Source organism: Methylocapsa palsarum, from assembly GCF_900114285.1.
Lineage (GTDB): Bacteria > Pseudomonadota > Alphaproteobacteria > Rhizobiales > Beijerinckiaceae > Methylocapsa > Methylocapsa palsarum.
Map to the genome: position 1 here is coordinate 40,657 of NZ_FOSN01000006.1, position 20,906 is coordinate 61,562.

Sequence of the window (20,906 nt, forward strand, 5' to 3'; positions counted from 1 at the left end):
CGGTTTAAGGAATTTCCCGAGGCGCCGTTGCGCGACAAGAGGCAATTCTCTAGAAGCAGCAGCAACCGAACGGGGGTTTCATGCGTCCTTCCAATCGCGCTGCGGATGAACTGCGCGCCGTCACGATCGAACGCAATGTCGCGCGTTACGCCGAAGGCTCCTGCCTGATCAAATTCGGCGGGACGCATGTGCTGTGCACCGCGTCGCTGGAGGACAAACCGCCGGCCTGGCTGCGCGGGCAGGGGCGCGGCTGGGTCACCGCGGAATATTCCATGCTGCCGCGCGCCACTCATACGCGCACCCGGCGGGAATCGACTTCCGGCAAGCAAACCGGCCGCAGCCAGGAAATCCAGCGCCTGATCGGCCGCAGCCTGCGCGCCGTCACCAATCTTCAGGGCCTTGGCGAGCGTCAGATCACCCTCGACTGCGACGTCTTGCAGGCCGACGGCGGCACACGGACGGCGGCGATCACGGGAGCCTGGGTCGCGCTCCACGATTGCGTCAAATGGATGCGCGGGCGCTCGATCATCAAGGATCATCCGTTGCGCGATCACGTCGCGGCCATTTCCTGCGGCATCTCCAATGGCGAGCCCGTGCTCGATCTCGACTACGCCGAGGATTCAGCGGCGGAGACCGACGCCAATTTCGTCATGACGGGAGGGGGTTCCCTCGTCGAGGTGCAGGCGACCGCGGAAGCGGCCGTCTTCAGCGACGGGCAATTGCACGCCATGCTGACTCTGGCGCGGGCCGGCATCGCCCGGCTGGTGGACTTGCAGAAAACGGCGGTCGCCTGATTGGGCCGCCCGCTTACCGGCCGGCTGGTCATCGCAACGCATAATTCCGGCAAGCTCGCGGAGATGCGTGGCCTCCTCGAACATTACGGGGTCGATGCGGTCTCCGCCGCCGAACTCGGCCTGCCTGATCCGGAGGAAACCGGATCGACCTTCGCCGAAAATTCCGAAATCAAGGCTCGCGCCGCCGCAAAAGCGGCTGGTCTTCCGGCGCTTGCGGACGATTCCGGACTTTGCGTCGCGGCCTTGAACGGCGATCCCGGCATCTATTCGGCGCGGTGGGCGGGCGCCGGCCGTGATTTCGGCGTCGCGATCAAGCGGATAGAAACGGCGCTCAAGGAGGCGGGCGCGCAGGCGCCGTTCAAGGCCCATTTCGTCTGCGTCCTGACGCTCGCCTTCCCGGACGGCGAGATACACAGTTTCGAAGGCAAGGTTTTCGGCGCTCTCGCGTTCCCTCCGCGCGGCGAACATAATTTCGGCTATGATCCGATTTTTACGCCCGAAACCTTCACCCGGACCTTCGCGGAAATGAGCGCGCAGGAAAAACACGGGATTCCCGCCGACGGCTCGCCCGGTCTGTCGCATCGCGCCCGCGCCTTCCAGGCCTTTGCCGGCGCCTGTCTTTCGGCTCAAGGCGACGATTAAGCATTGATTTTCGCGGCGCCGCGCCCTATTATATTGCAGCGCAAAAAAGCCCCCTGGCGTAAAGCCCCGTGGCGCATAGTCCCTGGCGCGGAGAACGAAGGCGGATCATGTCTGCTGTCTGGAATACGAAATTTGGCCCGAGGCGCGTGCGTCACGACCCGCCCACTCTGAAGGAAGCCATCGTCGCCGCGCAGGGTTTGACCGACCAACTCCTCCAGCAGGTCGAAATCGCGGCCGCGCTGATGGAATTGCCGGTGGACGTCGTGCGGGCCGAATTGCTCAAGGCCGCGCCGTCGCGCAAGAGCGAGCATATCGTGACCTCGGGTGGACGCGAACGGCTGGCGCGCACCGTCGTCGTCGAACGCAAGCCGAGCCGGCGAATGACCGCCCCGTCGAGGGCCGCCCGCACCTGATCGGGGAGGCCCGACCGTCGGCCGCGCTTCTACCGCCGCAGCTCCGCATAGGCCTGAAATCCCGGCGGCAGAATGGGTTGCGACCCGGTGATGATCGCTGGCAGGCGGTAGGGCGGCTGTTGGCGCCCGTAAGAATAGCTCAAGGCCGCGGGCCGCGACTTGAGAGGCTGCGCTTCCGAAATCCGCACGCCGTCGCTTGACGCTTCTTGACTCGGCGCAGGCGCTTCCCGACCCGGCGCAAGCGCCCCCAGCGTCCCGGTCGCGGCGGGATCCAAGGGGACCAATTTTCCCGACGCCCTGGTTGTCTCAAACGTCTTGGTCGCCTCAAACGTCTCGGCCGCCTCAAACGCTTCGGCCGCCTCCGGCTGAGGCTGAAGCGCCGCCTCGGCGGGGGGCCCGAGATCGGTCGGGCGCGCCGGGGGCAGCGGAATGTCGGCGGCCGTTTCCTCCGGCGCCGGCCTTGCCGCGGAACCCTGCCGGACAAGCGCCGCCTGCTCGCGCGCCTCGCCGGGCTTGCCGGCAAATCCGCCGCCGAACGCCGACATGACGTTGCGCATGAATCCGCCCAGGACCGAGGCCTGTACGATCGGCTGCGACTGCGGCTGCGTCGGCGGTTGAGGCGAGGCCGAGAGAGCAGGGGGTTTGCGAGGCGCGGCCGACGCGACCATCACGCGCGGCTCGTTGCAGGCGCGAATTCCAAGACCGATCAATTCGGAGCCGCGCAGAACCTTGTATTCGCGTGTCAGGGCGCCGAGCCTCGCCCGCACGGCCGCGGGATAGGAATCGAACAGCTGTTGCGAGACGTTGAAATCGGTTTGATGATTGCGGGGATCGTAGGCCTGATGAAATTTCAGGATGCTGTCGGGATAGACGCAGACATTCGGCAGGCTGAGCGCGAGGGTGCAGGCCGAACGGCATTCGTGGAGCCTCACCTCGCGGTCGGACGCCCGATAAAGCGCGGTTTGGGTCTGATAATCGGTGACGAAGCCGCCGACGTCCTTCATCACAATGACCGGAGCCGGCATGGGCGGCGGCTGAAGATAGCCCAAAGTTCACCTGTGGTCTGGAACGCCAGTCGTCGCGCGCAACCGGGCGCGATGACGGTATTGAATCGTAGTAAACGTATTCTTAATCAATCTGGGTAAGTCTTGATCAATCTCGACAAGTCTCGCTTCGTCGAAAGGCGGATTTATGTTCACGAGCGGGCGTTTGAGAAAGTAAGACTCTGCGTTTAATTGTGGCGTGACTTTGACGGCGAAGTCCGTAGAGACTTGAAGGGGCGTCAGGGCGCCTGGATGACCTGGCCACAAGAGCGTGACATAACCAGCCGATGAGTGACCGAAACAGAATCGTCGAGGACCCCGGCTTTGCGCTTTATGTGCATTGGCCGTTCTGCCTGTCCAAATGCCCCTATTGCGACTTCAACAGCCATGTCCGCGCGCACCCTGTCGACGAAGACCGTTTTGTCGAGGCCTATCGCGCCGAGCTTGCGCATCGCGCGGGTCTTACCCGGGGCCGCACCGTGTCCTCGATCTTTTTCGGAGGCGGGACGCCCTCGCTCATGAAACCCTCGACGGCGGCGGCGATTCTCGACGCCGCCGCCGCTCTGTGGCCGATCGCGGCGAACGCCGAGATCACTCTCGAGGCCAATCCGACGAGCGTCGAGGCGACCCGTTTTCGCGGCTTCCGCGCCGCTGGAATTAACCGCGTTTCGCTTGGCGTGCAGGCGATGAACGATGCCGATCTGAAGGCGCTCGGCAGAACCCACAGCGCGACGGAGGCGATGGCGGCGGTGGATCTCGCCGCGTCCGTTTTCGAGCGTTACTCGTTCGATCTCATCTACGCGCGCCCGGGCCAGACCGCGAAGGACTGGCGCACGGAATTGGGCGCCGCGATCTTGCGCGCGCGCGATCATCTTTCGCTCTATCAGCTCACCGTCGAACCCGAGACGATGTTCGAGCGCTTGCGCGATCGCGGCAAACTGGTTCTGCCGGGGGACGATCTCGCTCGCGACCTTTGGGATGTGACGCAGGAGGTCACCTCGAAGGCGGGGCTTCCGGCCTATGAGGTTTCCAATCACGCCCGGCCCGGCGCTGAAAGCCGGCACAATCTCATCTACTGGCGCTACGGCGAATATGCGGGGGTCGGGCCTGGCGCGCATGGCCGGATCTTGACGCCGAACGGGCGGCGCGCCCAGGCGACGGAACGCCATCCAGAGACCTGGCTGACCGCAGTCGAGACCGAAGGTCATGGTCTTGTCGAAGACGCGTTCCTGACCAACGACGAACAGGCCGATGAATTTCTCCTGATGGGCCTTCGGCTTGCCGAAGGCATCGAGCCGTCGTCGTTCCACACGATGGCGGGCCGCCGGCTCGATCCTCGCCGCGTCGATTCTCTCATCGCCGACGGCATGGTCGAATATACGCCGCACGGGCGGCTGCGGGTCAGCGCTGAAGGCTTTCCCGTGCTCGACGCCGTCGTCGCCGATCTCGCCGCCTGATTGCTCGACTCCTCCATTGCGCCGGAACTATGTCCGCCGCTTTGAAGCTGGCGATTGCGCTATCGCGTCACGCCACACGCTCGCCGCATTCGCAACCGTAAGCTACGGTCGCGGTTGATCCGGAATCGCGGAGGTTGCTGAAGGTCAGTTTCGCAAATGAGAGGCGCGCTAGTTCCCCTCGCGTCGGTTCGTTCTGGTTGGTCCCGGATTCGGCGTTAACGGATACAATTTTAATCATTTCGCTTCATTGCTGCGGCGCTCGTCGCGGGACGAAAATTGGAGTTTTGAATTGCGTCAAGCACGGCTCCGCACAGGTTTCTTGAAGCATACGGGCGTCTTGGCCGCGGTCTATGTCGGGGCCGCCGTATTCAGTATGTTCGCTCCCTCCTCGACAGAGACGGCGATCGCCAACGGTGACACCCGCACATTGAATCTCTATCATTCGCATACGGGCGAATCGATCCAGGCGACGTTCCGCGTCAACGGAGCCTATGACCCGGCTGTCCTCGCCAAGCTCAATTATTTTCTGCGCGACTGGCGCAACAACGACGTCACGAAAATGGACCCGCGTCTGTTCGACGTCGTCTGGGAGGTCTACCGCACGGCGGGCGTCACCGAACCGGTCCGCATCGTATCCGCTTATCGCTCCCCCGAAACCAACGCCATGCTGCGCAGCCGCTCCAGCGCGGTCGCCGAACATTCCCAGCACATTCTCGGCAAGGCGATGGACACGACCATCAGCAGCCTGTCGATGGAGAAAATCCGCGAAATCGGGATGCGGCTCCAAAGAGGCGGCGTCGGCTATTATGGCAGCGCGGCCTTCGTCCATCTCGACGTCGGCAACGTGCGCAGCTGGCCGCGCATGAGCTACGATCAGCTCGCGCGGCTGTTCCCGGACGGCAAGACGGTTCATCTCGCCTCGAACGGCCGGACGCTTCCCCGCTATGAAGAAGCGCGCGCCGAGATCGCCGCGCGCGGCGGAATCGTCTCGGATGTCCAGGTCGCAAGTTCAGGCGGAAATTTCTTTTCCTGGCTGTTTGGCGGCGGACGCGAGGCGCAGGACGACATCGCCGCAGAGCGCGCCGCCCCTCCGGCCCGCGCCCAGGTCGCGAGCCTAGATCGCGCCGATGCGCCCGCTCCGGCGGCCGCGAAGCTGTCGGCCGCCGATCGCCGCAAGGCGCGCGACATTCCGCCTGCCGCCCTCAGCGCCGCTCCGGCGCCGTCAGCGGTCGCGGCGGCCCCCGCGCCACCGCCTGCTCTGGTTGCGGCTCAAAGCCAAACCGTGGTCGCAAGCCTCACGCCGCCCGCTCCAATTCGCGACAGTCGCGCCGGAATCGCCGAGGACCGCGCGGCCAGCGCGCCCAGAGACAGCCAAGAGTCTCGTCCTCAAGAGTCTCGCGAGCAAGATTCGCCTGCACAGGAGACGCGCGCGTTCGCCGCGCCGCCGCCGCCGCGCCGTCCTGCCGACCTCATCGCCGCTTCATCCCTGCTCGCGGAAGCGCCGTTGCCGCCGCCGCGCGCCGATGGACTGACCAAAGTCGCCTCGGTGTCGGTTCGTGACGCCGCCGCGTCAGGCCATGATCTTAAGCCGCATGATTCTCAGCCGCATGACGCTCCGGCGCATGAAGCCCAGCTGAAGCCGACGCCCGCGAAGGGCGATCCGATTGGCGGCCTGATCGCGCCGGCTCCGAACGCTTCGCTCGAGCGCGCGGCGAGCCTGCCGGTGATCATCACCGATGGGCAGAAGGAGAAGACGGGCGCGTCGACGGCGGTCCTCGCTTATGCGGGAGGCGCGCAGCCGCTTCAAAAACCCGATCCGGCCCAAAAAGCCGTGAGCGCGACTCAGCCAGCCATTGTCTCGGTCCGCCTCGACAAGGCCAATTTCCACGGACGCGCAAGCCAAACGGCGTCGTCGCCTTCAAATCCGGTCCCGGGCCAACCTGTCACGGGTCTGCGCCAGGCGGCGAAGATCATTCCGGATGCGCTCTCGAACAAACCGACCTCCGGTTATGTCACGGCTTTCGGAGCCTCGGCGAGCGACCTCGACTGCAGCCACTTTAAAACGCAGTCAGTGGCTGCGTCTTCCGCGAAATGAAGTCGTCTTAATTTGAAGTCGCCTTTTAAATAAGATTTCGCGCTCAGCCGCCGCCCCGTCCCACTCCCGCCAGCGCCGCCGCCAGCAAGGTCAAACCAAGCAGCAGGACGGCCAGCGCCGCGCCGGCTTCGAACAGGGCTCCGGCGACAAGGGCCCGCCGCGAGCCGGGCCGAGCGAATTTCACCGCTGATTTTTTGGCGAACACCGCCAGGGAGGCGAGCGCTCCCGTGGTGATCGCGGTTCCAAGCGACATCGCCAGAACCGCCCCGACGCCCGTCAGAAAAACTCCCTGAGCCAGAGCGAACACAAGCACAAGAATGGCGCCCGAACACGGACGCGACCCCGCCGCGACGACAGACAACGCCGCGTTTCTCCACGAAAATCCTTCACCGAGGGAACGCGGATCGGGCGCGTGAAAATGCCCGCAGCCCGGACCATGCGTATGATCGAGACTGCAATCGTCGGCGGCGAAGCGGCTCGGCGCGCCGGGTGGAGGAGCTTGCCATGGCAAGTCTTGCACAGGACCGGATTTCCAGGCCGCAATCAGCGCCGATCCTTTCCTGGCGAGCAGCGCCGCGCCGAGAAGCGCGATCGCGGCGTAGCTGGCGATTTCCACGGCGTTTGAGGCCGCCGTCATCCGTTTTGACGTGGCCCCGAAGATGAAGGCGGCGACGCCGACGATCGTCACGGCGACGAGCCCCTGCAGCAGGGCGGCCGCGAGCGAAATCGCGAGACCCCGGCGAAGCATGTTCTCGTTGGCGAGCATATAGGAGGTTAGAACCGTCTTGCCGTGGCCGGGACCCGCGGCGTGAAAAACCCCATAGGCGAAACTGAGGCCGATCAGCCCCGAGGCGACGAGGCCGCTGTCCTTCGCCGCGCGGATCGCGCCGGTCAGCAAGCGGTAGAAACCGCTTTCCTGGGTGAGAATCCAGCCGCCGAGTCCATTGGTCGCGCCCACGGCGCCTTCATTGGCCCCCACCGCGAACGGATGATGGACCCCTTGCGCAAGCGCGGCGGAATCCAATCCGGACGCGGCGCACGCGAGCGCACCGCCGCAAAGCGCAAGCAGCCCAAGGGGGCTCGACAAAGGCCTTTTCAGGAATTTCCGAAACGACAGCGCGCCGAACATGAGGCCGATCAAATCCCGTTCACGGACAGGCGATGATGATCGGACTCGCCAGCTTGACGCCGAAGTCGGAGCCGGGCGAAAGGCCGCTGAAAAAAGCCTCCGAAAGTTTCTTGGTTTCGTCGGCGGCGAGGGGTTTTGTTCCGAGCACATTCGCGGAACAACCCTTGGGCGCGCCGACGAGCGCGACGGGATCCTGCTTTGCAAGTTCGAAAGCGACGAAATACGTCGGATCATAGACCTGAAGCGAGAACGCCTTTCCCGCGCTCGCGGGCGTCTTCAAGGGAAGCGTGAAGCGCAGGACGACCAGCTTGTCGTCGCGTTCCTCCAGCGAATAGTCGATCGGCGCCCCAAACTCGATCTTTTTGTTCGACGCCTTCGCATGGGTGAAATAATCGAACTCGGCGAGATCCTCGACATTGGTTTTCGCCAGCGGCGCGAGATCGTCCTTGCTCAGGAGCTGGCCGCCCTTTTTCTGGCCTTCCGTCACGAAGGCCGAATACATTTCATCGAACACCCAGGCGTGGCGGATCGCCTCGATCTCTCCCTTGGGGCCGAACACGACCTGTTCTTGCGCCGACACCCAGACGTGCGGATGCGCAAGCGCGGCGTTCGCCAGGAGGGACAGGGCCGCGATCAGGGAAAGCCTCAGGCGCAAAAGCGTCCTCATCATCGGCCGCAGAGAACCGCCGCGCGTATCGCGCCGGCCGGCGACCCGCCTGTCTCACAGGACAATCGTCAAGTTTTGTCAACGAGGCTTGAAACGTGCCCAACCCTTATTGACTTCGCAAGTCTGGCCAAACAGTGGCGGGCCTTGCGAAGACGAGGGGTTCAGTAGACGTCCGCCTGGTAGCGGCCGGTCTTTTTGAGCTGCTGGACGAAAGCCCGCGCGGCGTCCGGATCCTTTCGGCCATGCTCTCCGACGATCTCGATCAGCGCTTTTTCAACGTCCGCCGCCATGCGTTTGGCGTCGCCGCAGATATAAAAATGGCCGCCGCGATCGAGCCATGTCCACAGTTCCAGACCTTCTTCGCGCATTTTGTCCTGGACGTATGTTTTCGGCCCTGCGTCGCGCGACCAGGCGAGCGACAGCTTCGACAGCGCGCCTTCCGCGCTCAGGGCGCCGAGTTCGTCCTCGTAGAAGAAATCGGCGTCCCGGCGCTGGTGGCCGAAGAACAGCCAGGCGCCGCCGCTCGCCCTGGTCGCGCGCCGTTCATGCAGAAAGGCGCGGAACGGGGCGATTCCGGTGCCGGGGCCGACCATGATGATCGGCGTATCAGGGCTCTGCGGCAACGCGAAATTATGCGCGCGCTGGATGTAGGCCCGGAATCTCGCGCCCGGATGAAGGTCCTCGGCGAGCCAGGAGGATGCGACGCCGCGGCGGACCCTCGCGCCGACGGCGTAACGCACGTGATCGACCGTCAGCGAAACGCGGGCGGGATCGGCCTTGGGAGAGGACGAGATCGAATAGAGCCGAGGCTGCAGGGAATCGAGGCTTTCGACGAAAGCCTCGGGATCGGGGCGGATGCCGGGAAATTTCTCGATGGCGGCGAGAACGTCGAGGGTCTCGGCGTCGCCGTCGGGATCTTCGCCCCTGGCGAGGCTTTTCGCCTTTTTCCGGCGCTCGCCACCGGTCACATAGGAGATCAGTTCGAACAGCGAGTCGGGAGCGCTCCCGAGTGAAACCTCGGAGAGGAGGACCTCACGCAGCGTGTGGCCGGCGATGGGGAAATCCTGCGGCGCGTGGAGCGCCGCGATGACGGCGTCGACGAGCGCCGGATCGTTGCGCGGAAACACCCCCAGACTGTCGCCGACGCAATATTCAAGGCCGCTCCCGGAGAGGTCGAATTCGATATGGTAGGTCGATTTTTCAGAACTCTCCTTGTTGAGGCGCCCGCGCGAGAGAAAGCTGATTTCGACCGGAGCCTCGCGCGCATAGCCCGGCTTCGCCGTGGCGGCGTGCGGGGAGGCGGCCTCAGACGGAGCCTCAGTTTGAGGCGCCGCCGCCGCGGCCCCCGGAGCGCCCGCGAGTTCTTCCGCCAGGGCCTTCAACGCGCGGGCGGTCTGTTTTTCTCCGGGCGCGCAGAGGTTCAGCCGCGATTCGGCGCCTGCCGCGATCGCCTCCGCATAGGTTTCGCAAAGATAGCCGCACTGGCCGCAATCCTGCTGCGCCATGGCCGCCATCATCCGCCGCCGCAAGGGCAGGCCCTCGGCCAGCTTCATGCGCTCGTCGAGCGCCATCGCCGGATCGTGCCAGGGCGCCTCCTCCTCTTGCGGAGCCTCGGCGAGAGGAGCAAGCGCCGTCGGGTCCCGCGCTGGATCCGGCGCATAGAGGCCAGCGAAAAATCCGTTCAGCCATGCGCGCTGCTCGTCGGAGAAGGGCGCGCTTTCGGGCAGCATCGGCGTTATCCCGGGAGGGGTGACCAGCACGCTCATGCGTCGCCTCCGAGCGCGAATGTTTGCAGCGTTTTGAGATCGCGGCTGGCGGTGAAGCTCTGGAAACTCTGCTCCGGCCCGGCGCGGTTCGAAAGATAGGCGGAAAGCAAATTCTCGATGAGCCGGGGCGCGTCCTCCGCCTTGACGTCGCGGCGCAGCTCGCGGCCGATCGCGGCGCCTTCGCCGAAGCCGCCGCCGACATGCAGATGGTAGCCGTCCACCGTATCTCCGTCGTCGTTGACCGTCACCCGCGCGCCGATGAGGCCGATGTCGCCAATGTAATGCTGGGCGCAGGAATGGTGACAGCCGGTGAGGTGGATGTTGACGGGCTGGTCGAGCGCCACCCGCGTCTCGCACCAGGCGGCGATGGCGTCCGCGTGGCCCTTGGTGTCGGCGGCGGAAAACTTGCAGCCGCGCGAACCCGTGCAGGCGATGAGCCCGGCTCGGATGCTGGAGGCCCTCCAGTCGAGGCCCGCGGCCTCGATCCGCTCCTGCGCCTCGGCGATCCTGTCCGCGGCGAGGCCTGAAAGCAGCAAATTCTGCCACACGGTCAGCCGGATGTCGCCGTCGCCGCAATCCCTGGCGATGGCTGCGAGTTCGCGCATCTGCGCCGTCGTCATTTTGCCGACCGGGAGGGCGATTCCGATATAGGAGAGGCCGGGCTGACGCTGCGGGTGAACCCCGATATGGGCGTGCCGGTCCTGCGCCGGGCGCGGCGCGACATGGGCCGCCTCCACCCGCGCGAGGGGGCGTCCGAGCTTCGCCTCGACCGCCTTGAGGAAGGCGTCGAAGCCCATCCCGTCGAGTACGTATTTGAGCCGGGCCTTCGCCCGGTTGGTGCGGTCGCCGAGGTCGATGAACGCGCGGACGATCGCGTCCGCCACCATCACCGCATCGGCGGGAGGAAGAACGACGCCTGTGTCGCGGGCAAGATCCCGGTGGCCGGAGATGCCGCCAAGGACCAGACGGAAATAGACGCCCGGCGGAAGGCTCGCCCCGGCCGTGACCTCGACGGCCTGGAAGCCGATGTCGTTGGTGTCCTCGAGGGTGGCGATCGCCCCGCCGCCGTCAAACGCCACGTTGAACTTGCGCGGCAGTCCCGAGAGGGCGCGCTCGTTCTGGACGTGAAAATTCCATGCGCGCGCGTAAGGGCGGGTGTCCAGAAGCTCGAACCGGCCGATTCCCGCCGTCGCATCCCCGGTGACATTGCGGATATTGTCCGCTCCGGAATGGCGGGACGACAGGCCCAGCTCCTGAATGGCCTCGATCACGTCGATCCCGCGCCGGGCGGGGATTTCGCGGATCTGCAAGTTGGCGCGCGTCGTCACATGCGCGTAGGGGGCCGCGAACCTGTCCGCTATGTCGGCGACGCCGGCGAATTGCCAATGATTGAGAATTCCGTTGGGAATACGCAGGCGGCACATATAGGCGTCCTGCGCGGGCGCGACATAAAACAGCCCGTAGTATCGCCAGCGGAAATTATCCGGAGCCTTGGGAAATTCGTCGCGCGCCGTCTGATCCTTCAGGCGCGGGTAGGCGTCGAAAGGGTGCTCCTCGCGCTTCCATTTTTCCTGATCGGCGAGCTTTTTGCCCTGCGCCTCAAACCTCGCCATGGCGGCGAGATGCGGCGCGTCCGGCCCGGAAACGGGCGCGGTGGTGGGCGCCTTAGAATTAGGCGCCGGAGCCATCGCTTTTCCCGCTCTGGCGATGTGAAGTCCTGACGCAAAGCCTTCGAGATAACGCTTCTGTTCCGATGTAAAATCAACGCTCATCAGGCACCGCGAACTTTTCTTCTGGATTTGAGGAGGGTCAACTCCCCTCAGTCCAGCAAAATCCGCGCCGCTCCGGCGAAGCTCCGGTCTTTTCGCCTTTCCCCTGAAATCTCGCCTTTCCTATAATCAATGCGGGCGCCGGATGATCGATCCGGGCTGGCGCCTACCGTTCGATGCGGGGCGAATGCGGGGAGGGCGCAACCCCTGGTTCGATCGCGCCGGACAGGATAACCGCCGACAGGAGTATGGCGAAGACCATCGCGATGACCGACGCGATGAACCAGCGCACGGTCTTGACATATTCTGCGGCGTCATCGTCCGCCAGCCGCAGCGACCGGAACAAGGCGTGGATTTCCATAAAGATCGGAATGGTCAGGACGAGCGCGGCGGCGACCGAGCGGGGCGTCCAGTCGCCGGGCGCCTCGAACACCCAGCCTCTCAGAAACGTCAACGAGAAGCCGAGGAAGATCGTGATCGCATTGCCGATGCTTTGCCGATAACCATTCGGCAGCGGGCGCGGAGCGGAAGCGGGATCAGTCAAGGTCATGGAATGGCCGGAGATTGGCGTGAAACGTTGTTGGACGGCGGAAACATTTCACCTTGGGTTCAAATGATTATTTATTCTCTTATGGAGGACCGCCGATTTTTGGGATGACAAGGGTCTCCAAGGGGCGGGGCTCAGGGGCCGGGTCGGCAAGGGGTTGATTGTCGCGCCAGGATAGGGCATAGGAGCGCAGTTCGTTTTGACCGGCCGCGCGGCCGGTTATTTATTTTTCTGGGACCCGCTCTGATGAAAGTCCGTAATTCCTTGAAATCGCTGCGCGGCCGCCATCGCGACAACCAGCTCGTGCGCCGCAAGGGCCGCGTCTACATCATCAACAAGACGCAGAAGCGCTACAAGGCGCGTCAGGGCTGAATGGCCCCCGTGTTTTGAACGCAGATCGGCTTTGACGCCGGAGCGCCGGTTCGGTACGCTCAGGTATGCGATCTCTTTCCCGGTTTTTCGCCTGGTTTCTTGTTTGCCTCGCGGGATTGCTCTGCGCCAACGCCGCCGCGGCGGCGGACGCGGGTTCGCAACTGCCGCAGAGCGACCGTCCTGGCCCCGCTTCCGGGCCGGGAGAGGGCGGCCACAAAAAACCTGCCGCCTCGCCTCTTGCGTCTGCCGCCATTCGCGGACAGATGCTTGACGATCTTTTTGCGCGTCTCCAGCGGGCGCGGGATCAAAACGAAGCCCAGACTCTCGCGCTTTCCATTCAGCATATCTGGTTTCAGACCCGTTCGGACACGGCCAGCCTGCTGATGCAGCGCGCCGCGCAATCCATCCAGGACTCTCATTATCCGCTCGCGCTTTCGCTCCTGGACAAGATCGTCGCTCTCGAACCCCAATGGGCGGAAGCCTGGAACCAGCGCGCCACCGTCCGCTTTCTCGCTGACGATTCTGAAGGGGCCATGGCCGATATCGACCAGGTGATAAAACTGGAGCCGAGGCATTTTGGCGCGCTCGCCGGGATGGGAGCGATCTTGCAGCGCGCTGGTCTCGACAAGCAGGCGTTGCAGATCTACGGCAAGTCGCTAAGCCTTTATCCGATGCAACCCGAGTTGCAAAAAACCGTTGAAAAACTGAAACTTACAGTCGAAGGTCGGGATATCTGACGAGGCGCTTTCGAAGTAAATTCAAGTAAAGAAGCCTTTTTTAAAAGAACAGCCTGATCTCGAGCGGGCGTCTAGAACAAAACTTTGGCGCTGTTTCCGGGACCGCAGGAAGCGGCCTCGGCGTCAGCATCACGGCCAGGCTTCCCATGAAAACGGTCCGCGGTAGACCGGCTGGATAATCCTTCCGGCCCGCGCGGCGATATGGCCGCGAGACCCCGGCGCATAGGCGAGCGCACGCTCCGCCCGCCAATCTTCATTGCCATAATCGCGGTGGCGGCGGGCCGCAAAGGCGGCGGCGCCATCCCGGTTCCGATGGCGCGCATACATCGTCGTCCGCGGCGGCGAGCCGGAGATTTCGATATCGGCGCCCTCGGCTTTGACCATCTCATAAAGCCGGGCCGCGTTGCCGGGCGAAAGCCTGACGCAGCCGTGGGAGGCCGGGTGGCCAAGATGCCCCGTCGCATGCGTGCCGTGGATCGCATAGCCGCCTTTGAAGAAAATGGAATTCGGCATTGGCGACATGTCGTACTTGCGCGAATAGTGCATGCGCTGCAGCCCGGTGGCGTGATAATGGCCTCGCGGCGTCACGTAGCCGGACCGCGCCGTCGACACCGGCCAGACGTAGTCGCCGCTCGCGGAACTGACATGCATGGTCTGCGATCCGAGATCGATGGCGATATTGACCCGCGCCTCGGCGTTGACGACGGGACAAGCGGTAAAGCCGAGGAAACAAAGGGCGGACATGAATCGCATGGCTTCGTCTCGCTGTTGAATTACATAAATAATCAACGACGCCCGAAAGGTAAACGTTTCAGCGTAAATAAGGTTAAATAATAAATATTGCATCGCGGCGTAACGCGCCGGTGTTTCACTCTCAGGTTGCTCAACGTCTCGTGGTTGTGCTCCAAACTGGACTTTCCCGCGGATGTCTTTATTGCGCGCGTTCGCCGGATCGATCTCCTTGCTGGCTGGCGGCGGGCTTGGACGAAAATCCCGGGCGGATTTCGGCGGGAGCAAATCAGACTATGCTCAAGCTTTTGACTCTGGAGCGATTTCTGATCGATCGCATGACTTCATGCGATCGGAAAGCGCTCTAAGTTTCCGAGGCTCGCGCGGCATGCTCATCGGAGGCCGAACGATCAAAATCGTCATCGGCAGGAGCCTCCGCCTCAACCTCCGCCGGAGGCCGCAAGGTCAGGCGTCCGCCCGCCACGTCGACACGCGGGACATTCTCTTTGGTGAAGGCGACGAGCAGGGTCGCGCCTCCCGCCGCGGGCGCGATTTCCAGAATATCGCCGCCGCCGAAATTATGCACCGCGACGATGGCGCCGGCGGTTTTGCCCGTCTCGCTGACCGCGGCGAGCCCGACGAGATCGGCGAGATAGAACTCGTCCTCGCCGGCGGCGGGAAGGGCCTTCCGGTCGACGTAGAGGTCGAGATTGGTCAGGCTTTCCGCGATGGAGCGGTCGCGGACGCCCTGAATGCGGGCGACGAACAGGTCGTCCTTCAGATGGCGCAGGCTCTCGATGGTGAACTGGCGTGTTCCGGCGGCGTCGTGGAGCGGCTTGTAGGAGCCGATCGCCTTCGGATCGCCGGTGTAGGATTTGAGGCGCACTTCGCCTCTGACGCCATGCGCTGCGCCAAACTTGCCGACAAGGACGCGGTCGTTGAGCAACGGCTAGTCCTTTCCAAACCTGCCTTAATCCAAGCCCGGTTCTTATCCAAGCCCGCCTTAACGGGAGACGCGCGCTTTCATGGCGTGATCGGCTAGGGTCGTGCCGAGCGACCAGACGGCCCCTGGAACGCGATGGCTGTCGGCGATCACCGCATCGAAGGAGCGTTCGATCCAGTCGCAATCCGCGTCGTTGAGGATGAGCGCGGGGAGCAGCTTCACCGTATGACTGCCGTGCCCCGCCACCTGCGCCAGAATCTTGTGATCCTTGAATAGCGGAATCGTAATGAGCTGGCAGAAAAGCCCGGCGTTGAACGTCTCCAAAAGGCTCCAGGCCGCTTTCAGTTTCAGCGAACGGGGGGCGCCGAACTCGATGCCGATCATCAGCCCCTTGCCGCGCACCGCATGCACCAGTTCGTAACGGTCCGCCATGGCTTCGAACGCGCGGAGCAGCCGCGCGCCGTTCTGCGCTGACTTGCGGACGAGATCCTCGGACTGGATGACCTCCAGCGTCGCGAGGCCGGCCGCCATCGCGAGGTCGTTCTTCGCGAAGGTCGATCCGTGCACCACCGCGCGGTCCATCCGGTTGAACACTTTTTCGAAAATATGCTTCCGGGTCAGCACCGCGCCGACCGGCACATGTCCGCCGGACAAGGCCTTGGCGATGAGCACCATGTCGGGCTCGACGCCCCAATGTTCGATCGCAAGGAAACGTCCGGTCCGGCCAAGCCCGGTCTGGATCTCGTCGGCGACGAACAGGGCGCCATATTTTCGGCACAAGGCCTGCGCCCCGCGAAGGTAGAGGTCATCTGGAATATTGACGCCCTTGCCCTGAATCGGTTCGACGATGAAGGCGGCCGCGTCCCGCCCTGACAAGGCCTGTTCGAGCGCCGCGAGGTCGTTGAAGGGAATTCTGACGCAGCCCGGCAGGAGCGGCTCGAATCCCTCCCGGAATACCGGATCTCCGTTCAACGCCAGCGCGCCGTAGGTCAGGCCATGGAAGGCGTGATCGCAATAGATGATATTGGGGCGCCCTGTCGTCCGGCGGGCGAATTTGATCGCCGCCTCAACAGTTTCCGCGCCGGAATTGGTGAAGAAGACCTTGTCGAGAAAGGGAACGAACTCAAGCAGGCGCTCGGCGAGCAGACTGGAGAGCACGGACACGTCCATCTGCACGAGATTGGGCAGGTCGGCGCCGAGCACGGAGCTTAGCGCCTCGCGGACCGTCGGATGATTGCGGCCGAGCGCGAAAACGCCCCAGCCGCTGAGAAGGTCAAGGTAGCGGGAGCCGGAATGGTCCCAAAGATATTGCCCGCGCCCGGCGCGAAACCCGACGTCATAGCCGATGGTCTGGAGCACGCGGACCATCATTTCGTTCATGTGCTTCGAATGCAGGCCGTAACGTTCCTGCTCGCGCTTTTCGAGAAGGGTCAGAATGTCAAAGCGCGGGTCGTCGATTAACTGAGACTTAAGGTCCTCAACAAACATGCTTCTCATCCGTGGCGCGCAGCTTCGGGGCGTGTCTTCAAAGGCCGGCTCGACACGGCGGGATAAAATCCGCCGAACCGCCTTGAACCAGAACAAACGAACGAAGTACGAGCATCGTCACTCAATCGAGCGTTTTTTAGTCTAAGCATTTTCCGCTTCGGAAAGAAACAGCCATGGGCGGAGCGTCAATCGCCGCGTCCGCTGCTAGTCTTTCCGCCTTGCGGGAGCGACCTCCTTGACGAGGTTGCGCAGGTCAAGCGCCGCGGTCTTTGCAGACTTGCGCCGGCGCGCCTCTTTGGAGCGCGCCTTTCTGGAGATGGTGGGCGCGACAGGGATCGAACCTGTGACCCCTACGATGTCAACGTAGTGCTCTCCCGCTGAGCTACGCGCCCTGACCCTTCGAGGAAGGGATCAGCGATGGCGACAGGGTATATCGGCTCGTTCGCCAGGGCGCAAGCCGCAAAGCGATGATCTTGCGCGAACCGGTCGGGGCGCGCGCAAGGCTCGTGCGGAGGGTCAAAAACCGACGCCCAGCGCTCCGGCTCCGCCGCCTCCCCCCGCGGCGCCGCCGCCCGAACGCGCCGACGATGTGGCCGCTGGCGCAGGGCGCCGTTCACGGGGCGCCGGCTGGCGCGCCTCGCGTTGGGGCTGCCGTTTCTCGATCGGAGCCGGGCGCGCGGCCTTTTCCCTTGCCGGCTCGCGCGGCTCTCTCGCCGGTTTCGGCTCGGACGCGCGCGGCGCCGGCTCATTTTTCGGGGGATAATTTGCGATTTCGTTCTTGCGCCGATGAGGCGGCTTCTCCTCCGGCTTCGCGGGTTCGACGGAGGGCTCGGGCTTGGCGGTCACCGGAGGCGCGCAGATCTCGGATTTATAGCCCCTCAGCTCGAGGAGAAAATCGTCGTCGATCCTGATCTCCGAGGCCTTCGTCGGGGAACGGCCGAGAGCCTGAAAATACCGGTCCAGCGCTTTTTCCATCTTCGCGTCGAGGATGCCGTTGTTGCGTCCGCTGGCGCAGCCGAGCCGGCGCAATTCGATTTGCGCCGACAGAATCTGGGCGTTGGTGTTGACTTCAGGCTGCGCAGGCGGGGGCGGCAGCTGCTCCAGAGCCGCCTCGAGCGCCGGCCGCAGCTTGGCGCAGCCGAGCCCGCGCCGCAGATCGACGAGCCGGTCGCGGGCGTCGGCCCCTTGGGTCTGGAGCGAGGTCAATTCCAGATCTTCGCGGCGGCAGGTTTCTTCCTGGCGGGCGAGATCGGCTTCGAGGCTTGCGATTTTCGCGCGGGCGGCGGCTTTGATGTCGTCGCATGACGTCCTGGCGAGGAGCGATCGGGCGGCGTCGACGTCGTTTTGTCCCATGGCCGCGAGCGCCGTCTGGTCGCGTCCGCATGCGGCCTTGAGATCGCCCAGCGCGGCGTCGATTTCGGCGACGACCCTGGGGCATCCGGCCCGCTGGCGCAGCGCGGCGAGGCCGGCGCGATCTTTCTGGGCGGAAGCCGTCTTGAAATCCGCTTCGTCGCGCTGGCAGATTTCGGCCTCGCGCGCGATCGAGGATTCGAGTTTCGCCAGACGTTGACGCGCGTTCGTCTTGACGTCCTCGCAAACAGTCTTTTCGGCAAAGCCTCGCAATGCGTCGGCGTCGCGATCCCCGATTTGAGCCAGAGCCGAATCCTCACGGCGGCAGAGAACGGCGAGTTCGCCGAGCCTGCGGTCGGCCGCCGCCGTGACGCTCGCGCATTCGGCGTTCTTGCGGAATGCGGCGATCCCGGCGCGATCGCCGGATTCGGCGAGGGGCCGCCAGGCCGTTTCGTCGCGCTGGCAGGTCGCCTCCTCCTGAGCGAGAATCGCCTCCAGTTTGGCCAGACGTTGCCGGGCGGGGGTCTTCACGTCATCGCAAACAGCGGTGTCGACGAACGTGCGCAGGCCGGCGGCGTCGCGGGGCCCAAGCGCCGCAAGGCTCGCCTCGTCGCGCCGGCAGATCGTCTTGAGCGCGGCGAGCCGGCTATCGATTTCGGCGACGACGCCGGGGCAACCAGCGCGCTGTCGGAAGCTTTCGACGCCGGCGCGGTCGCCCGAATTGGCGAGGGCTTTCCATTGCGATTGATCGCTGGCGCATTGTTCCGCCTCGCGGGCCAGCAACGCTTCGAGTTCGGTGCCGCGCCGCTCCGCGCTGGTCTTGATTGCCAGGCAGGTCGCGCGGCTGGCGAGGCTGCGCAACCCGTCGAGGTCGCGAGGGCCGATCGCCGCGAGCGCGGCGTTATCCTTGGCGCAGGCGGCGTCGGCCGCGGCGGCAAGTTCGCGAAGGCTGCGATCGATCGCTGCGATGGCGGCGGGACACTGCGCCGTCTGGCGCATCGCCCCGATATCTTTCGGCGATCCCCGTTCCGTCAGGGTCTTGACGGCGGCGTCCTCCCGGCGGCAGGCCTCGGCCTCGCGAGCGAGCGCGGCGTCGAGTTCGGCGAGCCGCGCCGCCGCCGCCGATTTAACCCTGTCGCAAGGGGCCTTCCCGATCAGCGCGCGTAACGCCGCGCCGTCTCTAGGGCCGATGGCGTCGAGCGCCGCGCCGTCGCGCGCGCAGGCCGCGTCAGTGGCGGCGGCGAATTCGCTCAAGGCGCGATCGATCGCGGCGATCGTGGCCGGGCAGGTGGCTCGCGCGCGCAAGGTTTCGAATTCGGGACTGCGTCCGCGCCCGGCGAGAGCCTTCAGTTCGCCGTTCTCGCGGCGGCAAAGTTCGGCCTGCTTGGCCTGCGCGGCCTCCAGGGCGGCGGTTTTTTCCAAAATCGCCGTTTTGATGTCGCCGCATCGCGTGGTCTTCAAAAGCTCTCCAAGTCGGACCGGATCGCCCTGATCCGCCGCGGCGAGAGCCGCGCCGTCGCGACGGCAGACGTCGACTTCCGCGGCCCTCGCGGATTCGAGGTCGGCGAGGCGCTTTTGCGCGCCCGACTTGACCTCATCGCAGGAGGCTGAGCCCGCGAGCGAGCGCAATCCGGTTTCATCGCGAGGGCCGGCGGCGGCCAAGGCGGCGCGGTCTTTCTGGCAGGCTTCGTCGGCCTGCCGCCGCGCGGCGGCCTCGCGTGCGAGGGCCTCCTTTTCGCGCCGGGCGGTTTCGGCTTCGCGGAGAGCGCGCTCCTTGGCGTCGGCGAGAGCGCGTTCCAACGCCTGCAGGCGGTAACGGGCTTCGATCGCGTAGAAGGAAGAGGGGTACCTTTCGATAAATTCGCGCAAGACGGCGGGATCTTCTGCGGCCTTCACCTTCTCCCAGGCGGCGACATCGGCCCGGTTCAGATAATATTCGCCAAGAAGCGAAACATAGGTCTCGGGTCTTTGGCGCCCGCCAGTCTGCGCGCTCACGTCGCTCGCAACCCGGCGAAACATCGCCTCGATTTCGAGCCCCGGCTCGCTCAAACGGCGCAAGAACGCTTTCGTGAAGGGACTGTTGCGGCCTTGACCGTCAAGCGCGACCTCGTCCGGCGCGGTGGCGTAGGCGACAATGAGCCCTCCGGGCCTGCCGGCTGCGGAATCGGTTCGCTCCAGTCCGCGAGTCCGCTCGCCGGCCGGACCCGCCGGACGCAGGGCGGCGATCTTGCCGAGCCGCTCCGCCACCGGATTGTTGCGGCAGGCGTCGAGAACCATGATCTTGATCCCGCTCGAGCGGTCAAGGATGGCTCGCACATTTTCAATGGAGACCGTCTCGAAGGGCAGACTGATCTCATCCTTGACGTCCGCGTCGACGGGCAGGAGAAAATTCTGACCCTGGTACTGAAGCGCATGGCCAGCGTAAAAGAACAGCGCGGCGTCCGCGCCGACCGCCATCCGGGCGAATTGCTGGATCGCCTTGTTGGTCCCGGCGATGTCCGCGTCGGTCTGGGTCAAAACCTCGAATCCGAGCGAGGTGAGCGCCGCGGCGACGTCCTCGGCGTCAAATCTTGCGTTGACGAGCGCCAGCGCCGCATTTTTGTAGGAGGAATTTCCAAGGACGAGGGCGACGCGCCGTTCCGCGCTCGCCGGGCCGACCGTCATCGCCAGCGCGACTAGGCTCCAGAGGAGAACGGCTGCGAGGCTCAACAATCGACGAGTCATTTGACCGCTTCGGGGCGAGACATGATAATCTGTACCAAGCGACGCGTCTCGGCGCTAACATAGGTTTTGTTCAGGAGTTAAACAATAACGCTATCGCTTGCGTCCGCAGCGTGCGCGCCCGCACCGAGAAATCTCGCGCCAAGATCATGCTAGAGCACATTCCGATCGGATTGAATCAATCCAATCGACAAGAATACACTCAAGCCTTTGACTCTGGGACGATTTCTGATTGATCGCATGA

General features: G+C 64.4%; 17 protein-coding genes and 1 tRNA gene. 7 read left to right on the forward strand and 11 right to left on the reverse strand.

Annotation, left to right across the window (positions count from 1 at the left end; genetic code table 11):
* Positions 1-80 precede the first annotated feature (80 nt).
* The 3 genes from rph (at position 81) to BM177_RS08235 (ending at position 1,849) form a co-directional block, all read left to right on the forward strand.
* Positions 81-794 carry a ribonuclease PH gene (rph, locus tag BM177_RS08225; RefSeq protein WP_091681006.1) on the forward strand — a complete coding sequence of 238 codons (714 nt, stop codon included), beginning with the start codon at positions 81-83 and terminating at the stop codon, positions 792-794.
* Positions 795-1,436 carry an RdgB/HAM1 family non-canonical purine NTP pyrophosphatase gene (gene rdgB, locus BM177_RS08230; protein ID WP_091681008.1) on the forward strand — a complete coding sequence of 214 codons (642 nt, stop codon included), beginning with the start codon at positions 795-797 and terminating at the stop codon, positions 1,434-1,436. It abuts the gene before it with no gap.
* Between the two features lie 107 nt (positions 1,437-1,543).
* Positions 1,544-1,849 carry a hypothetical protein gene (locus BM177_RS08235; protein ID WP_091681313.1) on the forward strand — a complete coding sequence of 102 codons (306 nt, stop codon included), beginning with the start codon at positions 1,544-1,546 and terminating at the stop codon, positions 1,847-1,849.
* A 29-nt stretch (positions 1,850-1,878) separates the two neighbouring features.
* Here BM177_RS08235 and BM177_RS19985 read toward each other — a convergent pair whose 3' ends face one another.
* A complete protein-coding gene (locus BM177_RS19985) occupies positions 1,879-2,898 on the reverse strand; it encodes a hypothetical protein (RefSeq protein ID WP_175492535.1) in 1,020 nt (339 codons plus the stop codon).
* Positions 2,899-3,179: 281 nt separating this feature from the next.
* On the opposite strand from BM177_RS19985, the gene hemW reads away from it, so the two are divergent.
* Positions 3,180-4,349: a radical SAM family heme chaperone HemW gene (gene hemW / locus BM177_RS08245; protein ID WP_091681010.1), complete on the forward strand. Its 1,170-nt coding sequence runs from the start codon at positions 3,180-3,182 to the stop codon at positions 4,347-4,349.
* Positions 4,350-4,638: 289 nt separating this feature from the next.
* Positions 4,639-6,444 (forward strand): peptidoglycan L,D-endopeptidase MepK, encoded by a 1,806-nt coding sequence (mepK, locus tag BM177_RS08250; protein ID WP_244532209.1) that lies wholly within the window; start codon positions 4,639-4,641, stop codon positions 6,442-6,444.
* 43 nt (positions 6,445-6,487) lie between these two features.
* Here the strand turns inward: mepK and BM177_RS08255 are convergent, their stop codons facing one another.
* The 5 genes from BM177_RS08255 to BM177_RS08275 all read right to left on the reverse strand — a co-directional run bounded on the left by BM177_RS08255 (position 6,488) and on the right by BM177_RS08275 (position 12,325).
* Positions 6,488-7,585 (reverse strand): nickel/cobalt transporter, encoded by a 1,098-nt coding sequence (locus BM177_RS08255; RefSeq protein WP_244532210.1) that lies wholly within the window; start codon positions 7,583-7,585, stop codon positions 6,488-6,490.
* A 7-nt stretch (positions 7,586-7,592) separates the two neighbouring features.
* Positions 7,593-8,243, reverse strand: a complete 651-nt coding sequence (locus BM177_RS08260; RefSeq protein WP_091681015.1) for a DUF1007 family protein — start codon at positions 8,241-8,243, stop codon at positions 7,593-7,595.
* 158 nt (positions 8,244-8,401) lie between these two features.
* A complete protein-coding gene (locus BM177_RS08265; protein ID WP_091681018.1) occupies positions 8,402-10,006 on the reverse strand; it encodes a sulfite reductase subunit alpha in 1,605 nt (534 codons plus the stop codon).
* Positions 10,003-11,778: a NirA family protein gene (locus tag BM177_RS08270; RefSeq protein ID WP_091681021.1), complete on the reverse strand. Its 1,776-nt coding sequence runs from the start codon at positions 11,776-11,778 to the stop codon at positions 10,003-10,005. The genes BM177_RS08265 and BM177_RS08270 overlap by 4 nt, the downstream gene beginning before the upstream one ends.
* Before the next feature lie 163 nt (positions 11,779-11,941).
* Positions 11,942-12,325 (reverse strand): hypothetical protein, encoded by a 384-nt coding sequence (locus tag BM177_RS08275; RefSeq protein WP_091681024.1) that lies wholly within the window; start codon positions 12,323-12,325, stop codon positions 11,942-11,944.
* Positions 12,326-12,568: 243 nt separating this feature from the next.
* On the opposite strand from BM177_RS08275, the gene ykgO reads away from it, so the two are divergent.
* Positions 12,569-12,694, forward strand: a complete 126-nt coding sequence (gene ykgO / locus BM177_RS08280) for a type B 50S ribosomal protein L36 (protein WP_012590802.1) — start codon at positions 12,569-12,571, stop codon at positions 12,692-12,694.
* Positions 12,695-12,759: 65 nt separating this feature from the next.
* A complete protein-coding gene (locus BM177_RS08285; protein ID WP_091681027.1) occupies positions 12,760-13,431 on the forward strand; it encodes a tetratricopeptide repeat protein in 672 nt (223 codons plus the stop codon).
* Between the two features lie 129 nt (positions 13,432-13,560).
* Here BM177_RS08285 and BM177_RS08290 read toward each other — a convergent pair whose 3' ends face one another.
* From BM177_RS08290 to BM177_RS08310, 5 genes are all read right to left on the reverse strand, one after another.
* Positions 13,561-14,184 carry a L,D-transpeptidase gene (locus tag BM177_RS08290; RefSeq protein WP_244532211.1) on the reverse strand — a complete coding sequence of 208 codons (624 nt, stop codon included), beginning with the start codon at positions 14,182-14,184 and terminating at the stop codon, positions 13,561-13,563.
* A gap of 340 nt (positions 14,185-14,524) precedes the next feature.
* Positions 14,525-15,106: a ribosome maturation factor RimM gene (gene rimM, locus BM177_RS08295; protein ID WP_091681029.1), complete on the reverse strand. Its 582-nt coding sequence runs from the start codon at positions 15,104-15,106 to the stop codon at positions 14,525-14,527.
* Between the two features lie 57 nt (positions 15,107-15,163).
* Positions 15,164-16,591 carry an aspartate aminotransferase family protein gene (locus BM177_RS08300; RefSeq protein WP_280140540.1) on the reverse strand — a complete coding sequence of 476 codons (1,428 nt, stop codon included), beginning with the start codon at positions 16,589-16,591 and terminating at the stop codon, positions 15,164-15,166.
* A gap of 317 nt (positions 16,592-16,908) precedes the next feature.
* Positions 16,909-16,983, reverse strand: a tRNA-Val gene (locus BM177_RS08305).
* A 124-nt stretch (positions 16,984-17,107) separates the two neighbouring features.
* The gene (locus BM177_RS08310; RefSeq protein ID WP_091681033.1) at positions 17,108-20,665 is read right to left on the reverse strand and encodes a caspase family protein; all 3,558 of its coding nucleotides are present in this window, start codon (positions 20,663-20,665) and stop codon (positions 17,108-17,110) included.
* Between the last annotated feature and the right edge of the window lie 241 nt (positions 20,666-20,906).